Source organism: Nostoc sp., assembly GCF_036919615.1.
Classification (GTDB): domain Bacteria; phylum Cyanobacteriota; class Cyanobacteriia; order Cyanobacteriales; family Nostocaceae; genus Nostoc.
Map to the genome: position 1 here is coordinate 110,301 of NZ_JBALCN010000039.1, position 15,252 is coordinate 125,552.

Here is a 15,252-nt window from a genome sequence, read left to right on the forward strand (position 1 = left end):
GTTCATTGGTGTCAACTTAAGCTCAAACACTTTATTTATCCTCGTTTTAGATCCCCTAACCCCCTTAAAAAGGGGGCACTCGATTCTAATTCCCCCCTTAAAAAGGGGGGTTAGGGGGGATTTAAAATCTCGGTGCTACATCGAAGAATTTTCACTCTTCTTATCAGACTAGGCTTTGACGTTAAGTTGACACGCATGAATATTGTTGTGCCCCTACCTGTGTACCTAATTTACCTGAAAAACGCTGTAACTGGCTAATAGCTTTGATAGTCTGTAAAACTCTCCAGCCACTGTGGGAGTTAAACTATAAATATAAGTATTTTGGTGAAATTAATCAACAAATTTCAGGGTGATTTCAAAGAAGTATTTACTAAGCTATTGGACAAAAACCAAAGCAGATATTGGGCACTCGTGTCGCCCACCCTACAATAAATGTACAATTTCAGGTTATGCAAACTAGATGTGGTTTAGCTTATCCTCAATAATTATTCGCCTAGCTTTTGATAATAATGCATTTTAATCAAACTAACTATCAGAAAAGAAATATTTTAGTGGTAGATGATACCCCAGATAATTTGCGGCTTTTATCGGCTATGTTGACTGCACAAGGTTTTGAAGTTCGCAAAGCTTTAAACGGTAAAATGGCACTGACTGCGTGTCAAATGGTTTTGCCAGATGTAATTTTGTTGGATATTAATATGCCAGAGATGGATGGCTATCAAGTTTGTCAACTACTGAAAGCTGATAAAAAAACTTGTGAAGTCCCAGTAATTTTTATTAGCGCTCTGGATGATGTTGTAGATAAGGTAAAAGCCTTTGATGTTGGTGGTGTAGATTATATTGCCAAACCTTTTCATGGGGCAGAGGTTGTGTTGCGAATTGAAAATCAGATTAATTTACGTTTACTCCAAGTTAAACTGCAAGAAAAAAACTTTTTACTTCAACAGGCTCTTGACAACTTGAAAGCCTCTCAAGTTCAACAGATTCAGAATGAAAAGATGGTGGCGCTGGGGCAATTAGTGGCTGGGCTTGCTCATGAGATCAATAACCCGATCAGTTTTATTTATGGAAATCTCCAATATGCAGGCCAATATATGCAAGACCTAGTGAATATGATTGAGGTCTATCAACAGGAATATCCCAAACCCACACCAAAAATTCAGCAAATAGCCAAAAATATAGACCTGAATTTTCTGATTAAGGATTTGCAAAACCTGATAGGTGCAATGTATAGAGGATCTGATCGCATTCGGGAAATTGTCCTGGCGCTACAACACTTTTCTCGGCATGATGAAGCAGAAATGAAGCGGGTAAATATCCATGAAGACATCGAAAACACTTTGGTGATGTTACAACATCGACTCAGCCAAGCAGTAGACCATTCTGCAATTCTTGTAGTGAAAGATTATAGTAACTTGCCCCTAGTCACTTGTTATCCAAGTGAACTAAATCAAGTATTTATGCATCTGTTGAATAATGCTATTGATGCAATAGAAGAGAGAGTGGGAAATCAATCTCCTACTCCTGACTCCCAACTATTCACTCCCCAAATTCGGATTCATACAGAGGTGACAGACTTGAATATGGTCAAAATTGCGATCGCTGATAATGGCTCTGGTATAAAAGAGTCGTTGCGATCGCGTTTATTTGACCCATTTTTTACGACAAAATCTGTAGGTAAAGGTAGTGGGCTAGGATTATCGATTAGCTATCAGATTATTGTGCAAAAACACCGAGGACAGATTACCTACACCTCGTCTGTTGGCAAAGGAGCAGAGTTTGCGATCAAAATTCCCATAGAGCAAACTGAGCGTTAAGTGAGAACATCTCGTTCTCAAACTCCGCATAATAGCTAAATAGCTAGACACTTTTTTAGTCTCGGATTTGAAAGATAGTAAGTCTTCTGCTTACGCCGTTTTTTCACAGCGGAGTTAGTGACTTTCTTTGTAAAAATTTAGCCAACAGCAAACTCGGTAAATTGTCGTTTGAAGGGGGAATGAAAAGCCAATACAATATCTTGTTTCGGTACACCTCGATTCGTAAGCTCATTGGCAATACCTCCTTCAGTACCATCGTGCTGAATCCAAATTTTTTCGTTTTTAATATCTAGATGTAAAACACAGCCATATACACGTCGTTTATTTGACCAGCCTGCATGAACAAGTTGATAGCGATCGCGCTCGTTATCAAAAATTACTTCGGCTTCGACTTCTTCGTTACTAGATTTAATTTGACTGTAAGCCTGTAACAATTCTTGAATTATTTGTCGGTATTGTTCTACTTTTGCCATTTGACGATCATCTCCTCTTCTGGGTCGAAAATAATCAGTCGAACTTGGTAACGTTGGATTAACAAGCGCGGCAGTTCTAAAGTGAAAAAGGAACGATATGTATCAAAAGGAACTGCTAAATATAGGAGTCTCTGGGGTTGTTCTTCTTCAAGTGCCAGTTGGTATTTGAGAAACTGTCCCAAAGCAGTACTAAATTCTGTTGTAGCAGATGGACTAACAAAACTTTTGACTTCAACAGCAATTTTTTCTTCGTCTCGTTCAGCTGCTAAAATTTTCTCTGCACCAAGGTCTATGTACATATCCAATCCACCAAAACGTAGGAAGAGAGGGTCATTGGTGATCAGCCAACCATCTTTCTCTAAAGCGTGTTTTACCGCATCATGAAAAATGTCCTTCGCAGGCATAAATTACTGTTGAGCGTTTGAATTTTCATCATGCCTTGAGTTTAACTGTTGATTAACCCGTTGTGTCACTAATCACTCTGACAGCCTCAACGGCAGCTGAACTGTGAAGGAGGCAGGAATTTAGATGTGCTTTCCTGCATTTTGGCTTTTAATTCGGTGTTGAGGGTTTGCAGTTTGTGGTATTGGGCTTGTTGAATGGCGATCGCTAGTTGCACCACTAGTTGGTTCAGCAATTCTACCTCATCTGTTGGGTGGAGCAACTAATCTGAGTTATTGCGTGAAGTGTAACCCCAATTTATTGACCATCTTTTAGCTTTAATGCTCTTTTGGGAAAAGTAATCAAATTTAACCCAGGTTTGCGGTCAGGGATTTTCAACAAATAAATTATCCAATCTTGTGGTATATAGAGAAGTTTGAGCACCGCGCCGTACCCCTGCAAGCTGACACGTAGCGGACGCACCAGAAGTCATCAGAACTTCTTCTATAGTCGCTGCACAAGGGACGGAGGGTCTCGCTCAACCCACAAAAAATAGTTGGATATTTTTTCACTTGGAAGTCCCTTAATTAGGAAATCCGGACTTTTTATTGATTACAGACTACTCTTTTTAGTCGTATAAACGCATAATAGAAATGTGACTGATCTGTTCGTCCCTTTACAATCTCTCAAACAAGGTGACTGGTTCAAGCTTATCTGCGGAGCCAGCTTCCAGCATTTGCCGGCAGTCAGAAGTTTAACGTTAGCCTATACTTTGGCGGGCGCTGACTGCATTGATGTCGCAGCTGATCCAGCGGTGATTGCAGCGGCGCAAGTAGCACTACAAGTAGCCAAAACTTTTGCTAGGGATGCCCAAAAGCGAGGCTTTGACTATAAAGGCAACTCACCCTTTTTGATGGTCAGCCTGAACGATGGAGAAGACCCCCATTTTCGGAAAGCAGAATTTAATCCTACTGAGTGTCCTACAGACTGCCCTAGACCCTGTGAACGGATTTGTCCGGCACAAGCAATCGTGTTTAATAGTATAAAAAAAGACTTTTCGGGAGTATTATCACAAAAATGCTATGGCTGCGGTCGTTGTATACCAGTTTGTCCCTATAGTATAATTTATACTAGTTCATATATGTCAACGCCGGGAGCGATCGCGCCATTGGTAATGTCAACGGGAGTAGATGCCGTAGAAATCCATACAAAAGTCGGGCGGTTGGCAGAATTTGAGCAATTATGGCAAGCAATTTCACCGTGGGCTGATCAATTAAAGTTACTAGCCATCAGCTGTCCTGATGGCGAGGGGATGACTGACTACCTGAGAGCAATATATGACCTGATTGCCCCACTTAAGAGTGCTTTAATTTGGCAAACCGACGGTCGTCCCATGAGTGGTGATATTGGCGATGGCACTACAATAGCCGCGGTGAAATTAGGGCAAAAAGTTTTGGCAGCTAAGTTACCAGGATATGTGCAGTTAGCAGGCGGCACTAATAGCTATACCGTTGCTAAGTTAAAGGCGATGGGACTGCTGAAGGGAGGAGGACAAGGGAGAGGCGGGAGACAAGGGAGATCCCCCTTGTCCTCCTTGTCCCCCTCCTGCTCCATTTCCGGGGTCGCCTACGGTAGCTACGCCCGTGTACTGCTGTCACCGATTCTCGAACAGTTAGAGAATAAGGAGGTAAGTAACACCAATGTGAAGGCGACTATTTGCCTAGAAGAAGATGATACATTACTTTGGCAAGCTGTAGAACTTGCCCATTCTCTCGTTTCCCAGATCAAGTCACAGCAGGAGCGCTAATCCCTGGTTCTTTGAAAATTTCCCAAAGCGGCTTCTCCTGCACGCAAGTGTCCTCGCTATCTCTAAAAACGTCACCATAGAAAGCATGACGATTACAGACGATCTCCAAAAGTTATTAGACATTTTGCCCCAAGACCTGCGACAAGTACTAGAGAGTCATCCCAAACAAGATAGTTTAGTAGAAGTGGTTTTGGATTTGGGTCGTCGCCCAGAGGCTCGCTTTCCTAATCAAGCGGAGTATCTGAGCGAAGTACCCGTTACTCAAGAACAGATAGATGATTGTATTCAACGAGTCGGAATCTTTGGCGGAGATAATCGGGCAGGAATTGAGCAAACTTTGCATCGGATCAGCGCCATCCGCAACCGCACGGGTAAGATTATTGGCTTGACCTGTCGTGTTGGTCGGGCGGTATTTGGAACCATTGGCATGATCCGCGATTTGGTAGAAACTGGTAAATCGATTCTCATGCTGGGGCGTCCAGGCGTGGGCAAAACTACTGCCTTACGGGAAATTGCCCGTGTTTTGGCAGATGATCTGCTGAAGCGAGTGGTGATTATTGACACCTCCAACGAAATTGCTGGAGATGGTGATGTTGCCCACCCCGCCATTGGTCGCGCTAGACGGATGCAAGTGGCTCATCCAGATCAACAGCATCAGGTGATGATTGAGGCAGTGGAAAACCATATGCCAGAAGTGATCATCATTGATGAAATTGGCACGGAGCTGGAAGCTTTAGCGGCTCGTACGATTGCGGAACGGGGTGTACAGTTGGTAGGTACTGCCCACGGTAATCAGATCGAAAATCTGATTAAAAACCCCACCCTTGCTGATTTAGTTGGGGGTATCCAAGCTGTGACGCTGGGAGACGACGAAGCCAGACGCCGGGGCAGTCAAAAAACTGTTTTGGAGCGTAAAGCCCCTCCTACCTTCGAGATTGCTGTAGAAATGTTGGAACGCCAACGCTGGACAGTACACGAAAGTGTTGCTGACACAGTAGATAATCTACTGCGAGGGCGTCAGCCTACCCCACAAACGAGAACCGTTGATGAACAGGGCAAAATTGGTGTTACAAGGCAGTTAGCTGTTGTCAACGGTCGCAGTGGACAGCTAGGGACATTGGAGGAATCTTTCCCACCGGCGCGACCGTCTAATGGCTGGCGTTCATCTGGACAAATGGTAGCACTGCCGCAATTGCCTGTGGAGCGGGTGACTGGACGCAGTGAGTTTGACCGTTTGCTGGATGAATCCTTTAATTATTCTGAGAGCATTGATTTCGATGCTGCTACCAGACAGCCAGGGCCAAATGGTGAAGATTTGCCACTGCACGTTTACCCCTATGGCGTTAGCCGCCACCAACTGGAACAGGTAATTAGCGTGCTAACTTTACCCGTGGTATTGACAAAAGATATAGATAGTGCAGATGCGATTTTAGCACTGCGATCGCACGTCAAAAACCACGCCAAATTACGCCAAGTGGCCAAAGCTCGTCATGTACCGATCCACATGATTAAATCCAGCACCATTCCCCAAATTACCCGTGGTTTGCGACGGTTGCTGAACATCGACGACCCGGAAATGGCTGATGACCGCGAACTGCAACTGTTTTTGCACAACGGTAGCGATGATGAGATGGATGCTCTTGAAGAAGCTAGACTTGCTGTTGAGCAAATTGTGATTCCTAAAGGACAGCCAGTCGAGTTATTGCCGCGTTCACCGCAAGTCCGCAAAATGCAACATGAGTTGGTAGAACATTATCGCCTCAAGTCACATAGTTTTGGTGAAGAACCAAATAGAAGATTGCGGATTTATCCGGCATAAGCTCACCCTCAACCTCTCTCCGTTGGCGTCAGCCTGCCGTTAGGCATAGCGGAGAGGGGAATCAGAAAATAGGACTTATCCCGCAGAAGACAGCCAATTGCAGAGTTTAAACTCTCATAAACCTTGTTTTAACCTCGAACTCTCAAACTATAAAGTTATAGATTTGCGAGGTTTGAAAATATGCTTCGGCTCAAAGGTTATGTATTATTTCTCTGCTTTTTTCTAGCATTATCAGTTTCAGTAATTCTAGGCAATATCAATTTTGTTCAGGCTATTGACTTGCACAGCCACAACCCAAACCTTCCCAAGCTAAATACTCTACACGGACAACCTCCGATAGTAATTGGTCATCGCGGCGGTGGAACTGGTTATCGTCCAGAACATACGGTGGGAGATTTTGGCCACAATCTGATTGGTTCTCACAACTTAGGAATTGAATTTGGTGCAGACTACATTGAACCTGATTTGGTAGTAACCAAAGATGGAGTCCTGATTGTTCGCCACGAACCTCTATTGGCAACAGTGAAAACAGATAACAATGGCAAAATTGTTTACGATGCTCATGGGAAACCTATTATCCAAGAAGCCACAACAAACGTTGTCGATGTTTCCGAATTTGCTAAACGTTTAACAACCAAAGTCCTTGACGGGAATCGTGTTACAGGTTGGTTTGCAGAAGACTTTACTTTAGCTGAGATTAAGAAACTGCGGGCAATCGAGCGCCTCCCCAAGATTCGCCCTCAGAATACTCAGTATAATGGTGTGTTCCAAATCCCTACTTTTGATGAAGTTATCAACCTTGCCAAACGTAGCGAAGCAAAAACTGGTCGGAAAATTGGTATCTATCCCGAAACCAAGCACCCGACATATTTTGCTGAAGCTGGTAAATATTTAGATGGTACTCCAATCCATGTCAATACTTCACAACTTCTGATTAATCAGTTGGTTGCGAACAGCTACACTAATCGCGATCGCATTTTTATTCAATCTTTTGAAGTCTCTAATCTTAAAGAATTAAAAAATAAGATCATGCCAGCTGCTGGAGTCGATATTCCTCTGATTCAGTTAATTGATAGCAGTGGCGCTCCTTATGACTTTATTTACCACAAGGTTCCTCAAACCTACGCTGATCTCATCACTCCTAAAGGGTTGACCCAAGTTAAAACTTACGCAACAGGAATTGGCCCTGACAAACGGCTAATTGTGCCTGCCTCTACACGATTGAATAAGCAAGGTCAACCGATTGATATTAATGGAGATGGGCAAATCAGCGATGCTGATAAGTTCCTCGGAAAGCCAACTTCTTTAGTTAGTGATGCTCATAAAGCTGGCTTGCTACTCCATCCTTATACCTTCCGCAGCGATTCATATTTTCTGTCCCCTGACTACCACGGGCAACCACTTCGTGAGTATGAACAGTTTATTAAGTTAGGAATAGATGGCTATTTTACTGACTTTGCTAATTTTGGATACGTTGCCAAGCAAAAAGCGATAAATCGTCCCGTGAACCTCAAAGAATTAGAATATGGGAACTTCCAAAAATCAACTAACTCACAGTAACGTTTACACCTCAACTACGGCAAATGACTGAGATGAGATGATGTTTGAAAAGTATTATAGCGTTTCCTAAGCAACTGAGGTATACCCAAATCCTGTTTAACAAGCTTAGTAGCTTTGAAAATGCTCCTCACCAGATCAGGAACCGCTACATTGCTAACACCAAAAGCTTCCAAACCTAACCCTTCTAACCCCATTCCCTTGTAAGGAATGGGGGTTTCAAGGACAAGCAGCAGAGCACTGAAAACAGTCTTGACGTTAATTAATTAAGAGTGAAATACAACCATGACTACAGCAGACATTAATTCAATTACTCAGCTTTATGTGACCTACCTCAATCGTGCCCCTGATCCCTCTGGCCTGGATTATTGGCTAGGCCAAGCCAATCAAGGCATATCTCTTGAAACCATTGCCGCTGATTTTGGTGAAACACAAGAGGCCAAAAATGAATATTCTTATTTGGCCTTTCCTAATACCTCCGATCCGACTGCATTCGTCAACTTAATCTACTTAAATGCTTTCGGTCGGAACGCAGAGCAAGCAGGATTGGACTTTTGGGTTAATCAGTTGAAGACTCAAGGATCGGGTATAGCTTCGACCTTTATCTTCACATTAACCCAAAACGCTTTGAATGATGACAAGATAGCTTTGCAAAATAAGGTATCGATTGCCACACAATTTACTAATGGACTGCTCAGTAATAATATTAAATCCCCCACCTCAGAGATATTTGCAGATTCAACAAATATCCTCGATAGGATTAACGCGACCACAGCATCAGTTACAGCAGGTCAATTGTTGATTAATCCAGTTATCACTAATAACATATCAAAAGGGACAGCAGATACAGGCATTGTAATCCCAAGTGGTGCAATTGCTCTGACAACCTCCATTGTTGACAACTTAACAGCTACAGCGGATAATGACACGTTCATAGGCATTAATAACGCTGTTAAACCAGCAGATAATCAAGTTCAAGCCACTGACGAGATAGATGGTGGTCTAGGCACTGATACCTTCCAATACATTGGTGCTTCTGGTACTGCTGATGTCCCAACTCTATTAAATGTTGAAAAAGTAGAACTTTTAAATCCTACTACTGGTACTGTAATTGACTTCACTGGCAAAACTACAGGTCTTCAACAAGTCACTATTAAAGGTCTCGCTAATGTCAATTTAAACGCTTTTACCGCCAAGGGACTTAGTGGTATTACCCTTGGTGTTGAAGGTGTCACCCCTACCACAATTGTCACGTTGCTTACAGCTGATTTTGGTTCTACGACTACAAGTGCAAACTTGTCCATCAAGGATGCCGTAGTGACTACAGCTGATTTAAACACAGGCACTATCAACGCTGCACTCACTACCCTTAACATTGCCGCTGATGGTTTAGGGAGCAATTCAATTGGGGCATTAATACTACCAACGGCCACGACATCCCTGAAAATTACTGGTGTCGGCACACTAGATTTAGGTACTACTACCCCGACGACAGTATCAACGATTGATGCCAGCGCAAACACAGGTGGTATTAACGTGATAGCTGGTGCTGGTGTTAACACATTAACTGGCGGTAGTGGTGTTGACCTATTAAGTGGCGGTGCTGGTGCTGATATATTAAGTGGCAGTGCTGGTGATGACATATTATTTGGCGGTGATGGTGCTGACATATTAACTGGCGGTGCTGGTGCTGACAACTTCTTTTATAACGCATTCACTGATTCTGCCGTAACAAATACAACAATGCCTACTGGTTTTGATACTATTAGTGATTTCACGGAAGTAGATGATATTCTCAAAATAACCGGATTTGCTGCCACTAACCTCATTGATCAAACGACTGTACAGGCAGCCGTAAATGCTGCTGCTCCTGCAAACTTAGGCAATGCGCTTGCCGCTGCTGCTACGCAAGTTGCCGCCTCTAAGTTTGGTGTATTCCAATACTCAGGTACTACTTATGTATTTGGTAATGATGCCACTGCCACTGTAGGTGCTACTGATCTAGTTATTGAACTCACCGGCTTGCACACGCTGACTGCCGCGAACTTCAGCGCCTAGTTATCTCTCTTGTTTTCATAAAGAAAAGACTGACCTCTTATGGTTAGTCCTTTTTTTTGGCTTTTCTGTACTAATACCAATTCTCTATGAAGATGCATAGAATAAAGCTTCAAGTATAAAATCATAACTTGTCAAAGAGGAGATTACGAGAGAAGACATTTGAGCTAACTCGTGTTCAACCCGTTGGCGCAGTAGAATACGGTTAAATTATCGAGGTAGGCACTCATGACGAACTCATCGCACTAAGCGGACAGTATCACTTGATGTTTAGTCGTCAAGCAAGTAGCTACAACTGAGTTGAAAATGAGGAATAGGGAGTAGGAAAAACTCCCTAGATTCTCTTTGTCCTCTTTTATTCTGGTAACTTATATTGCCCAACAATACGCTTGGCAAACTCTGGAACATGCGCCTCTAATTTCTCTGGATAATTTCGCTTCACATACAAATAATTCCGAGTAAAGTGAGAATCAATCGAAAACCGCGCGTATTCTAAACCCTTGGGGCCGATTTTTTCGATAACCACACCCATGAGTTTTGCTGCCCACATGGGGAGGGTAACGCCTTTATCGTAAGCGGGAATACTTTGTTGTACAGCCTCCTTACGGTTACCTTTAGACATGACTGGTTGGGTGTCTAACTGGTCTTTCACCAAATCCAGCATTTCCTTACCAGTGTCATTTCTAACTACAATCCATTGCCAACCGAAGGGTGCGCCCATATAGCCAACGACTAAATCTGCTAGGGAGTTGACATAATCAAAGCAACTCATACAAGATGGGGCAAAAACATCTTTGAGTTGGTTGGTTTTCAAGCCAAAGAAAGGCACAGTTTCTGATGAGCCATCCTCATGTTTGAAGTGAACCCGGAAGTCTTGCATGAATTCGTAATGTACAACTGTATCAGGCGATCGGCTGGTGGTTTCTAAGAATTTTTGCAGTCCGGCGCGGTTAACATTATCTACACAGGGTGTACCTAAAACATACAGCTTTTCTAAACCCAATTGTTTTTCTACGGCTCGTAGCGCCTGGATTTGGCAACCAACACCAATTACTAATAGCCGCTTCATCCCAGATTTTTCTATCTGTTCCAATACGGAAAGGTTGGGGGAAAGTGTTGGTTTATTTACCCGCGCTGCTAGTATTTCTTCTGGAGTACGGGCAATGACGGGCATGGGTTGAAAGCGGTCTTCTTTGGTGTTTTGCACACAGACGACACCTTCAACTATGCCGCGATTGAGCATTTCAATGGCAATGCTGCTAACAATACCCGTCCATTGTGCGCCTGCGATCGCCTGTTGTTTCCGTGCCGCTATCATGTCTTGATGAACACCAAAGTACAGTTCATCAGGGTTGTCGAGATGGCGCGATCGCGTGTGCGTTTCTTCTTCAAGTTCGCCTATTTGCTGATTAATAAAAGCGCAGGCTTCCTTGACATAGTGAATATAGTATGTATCGCATAATCCGCACTCGCTACAGAGTTCTTTAGCAGGGCGGCGGCTAGTAGGCTTTAAGGCTTTGGCTTTTTTGTGAGGAAAAACTGAGGTCATGTAAATTTTTTGTTTTATTTAGGAATCGCTTTTATTACAATACCTTCACTGGCTATGAACTTGACGATAGAGATTGAACAAGAAGAGGATAGACACAATAAGCAGAAGTGATTGCTTTTCCTAATGTGCTGGCTCACGGGCAGACACGAGAACAAGTAGTTGCTAGAGTTCAAGCATTAGCTTTGCGTGTGTTAGCAGATAAGCTGGAACACGGAGAAGTAACGCACAGCAGCTAGCGCCAGTGAAGTCCGAAAATTTGATGTTTTTAAGCAAATGGGCATCTTTTATTTCGAGCAACCTTCATTTGTTCAAGTAGCGTTAATGTACTTAGATATACTTGTGGAAATCGGTCATATTCTCTGAGCCAAGCACTAACTTTTGGGTTAATCCAATTGAGAAAACAATGAATATCATTATGTATGTTGTCCAGTTGCAGGTAATTCCAAATTGGTTCATGGTGAAAATTGCGGTTACGTAACCAATGTATACTTTTTATTTTTATTCGTATTTGTTTAATATTTAGCTCAGAGGATTTAGCATATTTGAATATTTGTTTACAAAAAGGACGCCATATCGTCTTTTCATAATATTTTTTCTCTATTAAGGTTTTCCAAAATCCAAAATTCAGTTCAGGAATTAAGTAATTTAAGTTATAATTGCATTTTCTAAGAATAGCATTAACACTCTCATGTTCGTAACTGTCTAATTTAATTTTTCCATTACATAACCAATCATTACCAAACTTAACTGATAATACATTATCGATTGTATTGCGTAGAGCAATCTCTAAAATATGTATACTTGGATACAGTGCCTCGCAAAGTTGAGTATTGATCTGACATATTATGATGGCGTTGCCGTGATTACTATTCGCAGCGCTAAGATATGGTTTCATACGTGCTGCTGAAAAATTCATCACAATATCTTTTAGCTCATCATCTGTTAGTTTAGGCTGAGGCATTGACAACTTTTATAATATTCGCTATATTATATTTCGTAGACACCAGAACGTCCTATGTCTCGTACAACCGAGTTATGACCCTGGCGTAAAGGAATTTAATTTTGACCGTGTTTTTTAAAGAAACCCCCTAAATTTATAAAGTTTAGGGGGTTTTGTTATATAAAAAAATTATTAATGTTTAGTTGTGTACTGTAAAGTTATTATACATAAGTTTTTGAAAATATTCAGTAAAATAATTTAAAAGTTTGCTTTTCTCTAGCCTCTGTATCTGTATCTCTAGTTTTAGCTAAAGCATGATCGCACTCTATCTTCTTTATTCCTAGTTCGTTCCTCTTCAAAAACCAGTGACACAAAATTCTAAAACAGGCGCAGCATTCATCGCAGGCGGAACCATAGCAGGCGTTGGTGTTTCCGCAACGGTAGGCGGAATGGGATTAGCCGGAGGATTTGGCGCTGTTGGCATTGGTGCAACTCCTGTAGTCGGTGCTGGCGCTGTAGCTGGTGCTGCTACTTACGGTGCTTTTAAAGCGATCGCACAGGGAGATCCTACTGCTTTCGGTGCAATGGGAATTGGTGCAGTCGGCGGTGCTAGTGTTTATAGCGTCGTCAGTGGTATGGGTTTAGTCGCGCCTAAAGTAGGGTTGGCATTTGGGATTGGTGCAGTACCGATGGCGGGTATTGGTGCAGTGGTGGGACTCGCCGCTTATGGTATTGCCAAACTGTTAAATGAATCGGGAATTAACGAAACTCCAACACAGCTTTTTGAGCGGATGGAAGAGAAAGGTTTGCTGATGGATGCCTATTCAGAAGCAGTGATAGAATTAGAAGCATTTTTATCTGGTGAAGATTTCAACCAAAAATTTGCTGCTTTGGAAGTTGAAGATGAGTTACAAGCACTCAAAGCTAAATTAAATAAAAAATCAGAATTTGTTACCCCTAAACCTTCTACTCCCAATATTGAATCAGAAACAATATCTCTGATAACCCAGCTACCTGAAACCTGGAGATGTGTACGCACACTCAAGGGCCACTTAGGGGCAGTTAATGCGATCGCTATCAGTCCTGATGGTACTACCTTGGTTAGTGGCAGTGATGACAGACAAGTTTATCTGTGGAACTTGAAAACCGGAAAATGGCTTTACACGTTCTCTGGACAAGCTGAAGCAGTTTTATCTGTTGCTATCAGCCCTGATGGACAACAAATTGCAAGTGGTAGTGTTGATTGCAAAATCAGCTGTTGGCAGATGGACACAAGAAAATTTCACCGGACATTATTTTATTTAAGTTCTCCCTACAGTCATAATGGCTTTGTTAACTCGGTAACTTACAGTCCTGATAGGGCAATTATTGCCAGTGGTGCTACCGATAAGACGATTAGAATTTGGGGACGCTACACCGGAACAATAAAACGCACCTTGAATGGACACTCAGATGCAGTTTTGTCTGTCACTATCAGTCCTGATGGTAAAATTCTTGCAAGTGGTAGCGCTGATCAAACTATTAGGCTTTGGGATATCAAAACTTGGGAACAGCGCTATATTTTCACTGAACATTTGGGAGCTGTGAATACAGTTGTTATTAGTCTTAACAGTCAAACTCTTATTAGTGGTAGCACAGACACCACAATAAAACTGTGGAATCTCCAAACTGGAGAATTACTCTCCACTCTGACTGGACACTCAGCAGGGGTTTTTTCTGTTGCCATCAGCCCCGATGGAAAAACCCTCGCCAGTAGCAGCAAAGACGGTATTATCAAGCTTTGGAACCTCGACACTGGTGAATTACTACAAAATCTTTCAGGATGTAATCCCGTTGCTTTCAGTCCTGATGGCAAGACGCTGGTAAGTGGCGGTAATGGCGGAAGCATTCAGATTTGGAGTCAAGTGCAAGGCTTTGATAAATTTAATCTCGACTCTGTATTATCTGGGGAATGGTGGGAAGTCTTGGGTGTAGATCAGAGTGATAATGCCAATGTTGTTAAACTTGCCTACCTTCGATTAGCAAGATTGTGTCATCCTGATGTCAACAGTTCTGCACTTGCAAAAGCTTCAATGCAAGCAATTAATCAAGCTTATAAAGAATTTCAGGAGCAGTTAAACACTCACAAATATATTAACTTTGATAAATAAGTTGCCTCATATCCTCTGTTACTGCTAACTGGGATAGTTGTGGGTGGTGCGGGAATTGCGATCGCACGAGAGTTAAACAAGCGTCCTCAGTTGCAGTTGGTTATTGATAATACAACAGGGGTAGATTTTGTTTACTTCCAGACCTGTATAATACCCGTGACATCTTTCAAATTTATCAGTTTCCAGGCAAGATGCTAGTCAAAATATGAATAACAATATTACCGCAGAAGACAAACCAGCATAGAACTATAGTACAGTCAAAACATTCCCTCCGAATAATTTCATAAATTGAGGAAATAATGTTAGGAAAGGTGATTGTTTGCTCAGACCGCAGTCACCATTATGCTGTGATTCCGGTTCAAAATATAGATATTGGTATTCCGCAGCAGGATCTGACCCAGATTTTTGATCGCTTCTATGGAGTGAATAGCGATCGCTCTTGTCGCACTGGTGGTTCGGGATTGGGATTGGCGATCACGTAAGCAATTATTTTGCCAGATCACGGCAGCATAGATGTGTAAAGTGGATTCAGTAAACGTTGTAAATCTTCGTTCTGTTTGCTGGACTTTTTTGGCTTTACTCCCATAAACATCTCATGTCATCTGTCAGCTTACTTTTCACGGGATGTGGAAAAGAAAGAGTGGTTCGCGATAGTCTATCGCGAACCAATTGCTATTCTTTATTATATTTGGAAGTTTCTTCGA

The 15,252-nt window shown here is 42.3% G+C and carries 12 protein-coding genes and 1 pseudogene; 8 read left to right on the forward strand and 5 right to left on the reverse strand.

All coding sequences use genetic code 11. The features are described 5' to 3' along the window. The first annotated feature begins 509 nt into the window (after positions 1-509). Complete coding sequence (locus V7K48_RS12485; protein WP_335072813.1) at positions 510-1,817, forward strand: hybrid sensor histidine kinase/response regulator; 1,308 nt, start codon at positions 510-512, stop codon at positions 1,815-1,817. A gap of 137 nt (positions 1,818-1,954) precedes the next feature. On the opposite strand, the gene V7K48_RS12490 is transcribed toward V7K48_RS12485, so the two are convergent. From V7K48_RS12490 to V7K48_RS12500, 3 genes are all read right to left on the reverse strand, one after another. Continuing rightward, on the reverse strand, positions 1,955-2,290 hold the full coding sequence (locus tag V7K48_RS12490; RefSeq protein WP_335072815.1) for a XisI protein: 336 nt from the start codon (positions 2,288-2,290) through the stop codon (positions 1,955-1,957). Then, entirely contained in the window at positions 2,278-2,694 is a 417-nt protein-coding gene (locus V7K48_RS12495; RefSeq protein WP_335072817.1) for a XisH family protein, read from the reverse strand. The genes V7K48_RS12490 and V7K48_RS12495 overlap by 13 nt, the downstream gene beginning before the upstream one ends. 86 nt (positions 2,695-2,780) lie before the next feature. Continuing rightward, on the reverse strand, positions 2,781-2,954 hold the full coding sequence (locus V7K48_RS12500; protein WP_335072819.1) for a hypothetical protein: 174 nt from the start codon (positions 2,952-2,954) through the stop codon (positions 2,781-2,783). 372 nt (positions 2,955-3,326) lie between these two features. On the opposite strand from V7K48_RS12500, the gene ldpA reads away from it, so the two are divergent. From ldpA to V7K48_RS12520, 4 genes are all read left to right on the forward strand, one after another. After that, positions 3,327-4,478 carry a circadian clock protein LdpA gene (ldpA, locus tag V7K48_RS12505; RefSeq protein WP_335072821.1) on the forward strand — a complete coding sequence of 384 codons (1,152 nt, stop codon included), beginning with the start codon at positions 3,327-3,329 and terminating at the stop codon, positions 4,476-4,478. 85 nt (positions 4,479-4,563) lie between these two features. Continuing rightward, positions 4,564-6,297 (forward strand): R3H domain-containing nucleic acid-binding protein, encoded by a 1,734-nt coding sequence (locus V7K48_RS12510; protein ID WP_335072823.1) that lies wholly within the window; start codon positions 4,564-4,566, stop codon positions 6,295-6,297. A gap of 180 nt (positions 6,298-6,477) precedes the next feature. Next, the gene (locus tag V7K48_RS12515; RefSeq protein WP_335072825.1) at positions 6,478-7,857 is read left to right on the forward strand and encodes a glycerophosphodiester phosphodiesterase; all 1,380 of its coding nucleotides are present in this window, start codon (positions 6,478-6,480) and stop codon (positions 7,855-7,857) included. A gap of 282 nt (positions 7,858-8,139) precedes the next feature. Beyond that, on the forward strand, positions 8,140-9,912 hold the full coding sequence (locus V7K48_RS12520; protein WP_335072826.1) for a DUF4214 domain-containing protein: 1,773 nt from the start codon (positions 8,140-8,142) through the stop codon (positions 9,910-9,912). 352 nt (positions 9,913-10,264) lie between these two features. On the opposite strand, the gene V7K48_RS12525 is transcribed toward V7K48_RS12520, so the two are convergent. Next, positions 10,265-11,458: a Coenzyme F420 hydrogenase/dehydrogenase, beta subunit C-terminal domain gene (locus V7K48_RS12525; RefSeq protein ID WP_335072828.1), complete on the reverse strand. Its 1,194-nt coding sequence runs from the start codon at positions 11,456-11,458 to the stop codon at positions 10,265-10,267. Positions 11,459-11,565: 107 nt separating this feature from the next. On the opposite strand from V7K48_RS12525, the gene V7K48_RS12530 reads away from it, so the two are divergent. Beyond that, a complete protein-coding gene (locus V7K48_RS12530) occupies positions 11,566-11,694 on the forward strand; it encodes a hypothetical protein (RefSeq protein ID WP_335072830.1) in 129 nt (42 codons plus the stop codon). Positions 11,695-11,723: 29 nt separating this feature from the next. Here V7K48_RS12530 and V7K48_RS12535 read toward each other — a convergent pair whose 3' ends face one another. Further along, entirely contained in the window at positions 11,724-12,419 is a 696-nt protein-coding gene (locus V7K48_RS12535) for a hypothetical protein (RefSeq protein ID WP_335072832.1), read from the reverse strand. Between the two features lie 344 nt (positions 12,420-12,763). Between V7K48_RS12535 and V7K48_RS12540 the strand changes: the two genes are divergently transcribed. Both V7K48_RS12540 and V7K48_RS12545 read left to right on the forward strand, forming a co-directional pair. Further along, a complete protein-coding gene (locus V7K48_RS12540; RefSeq protein WP_335072834.1) occupies positions 12,764-14,548 on the forward strand; it encodes a DnaJ domain-containing protein in 1,785 nt (594 codons plus the stop codon). Positions 14,549-14,853: 305 nt separating this feature from the next. Further along, positions 14,854-15,027: pseudogene (locus V7K48_RS12545) on the forward strand (ATP-binding protein); the annotation flags it as partial. Positions 15,028-15,252: the final 225 nt, after the last annotated feature.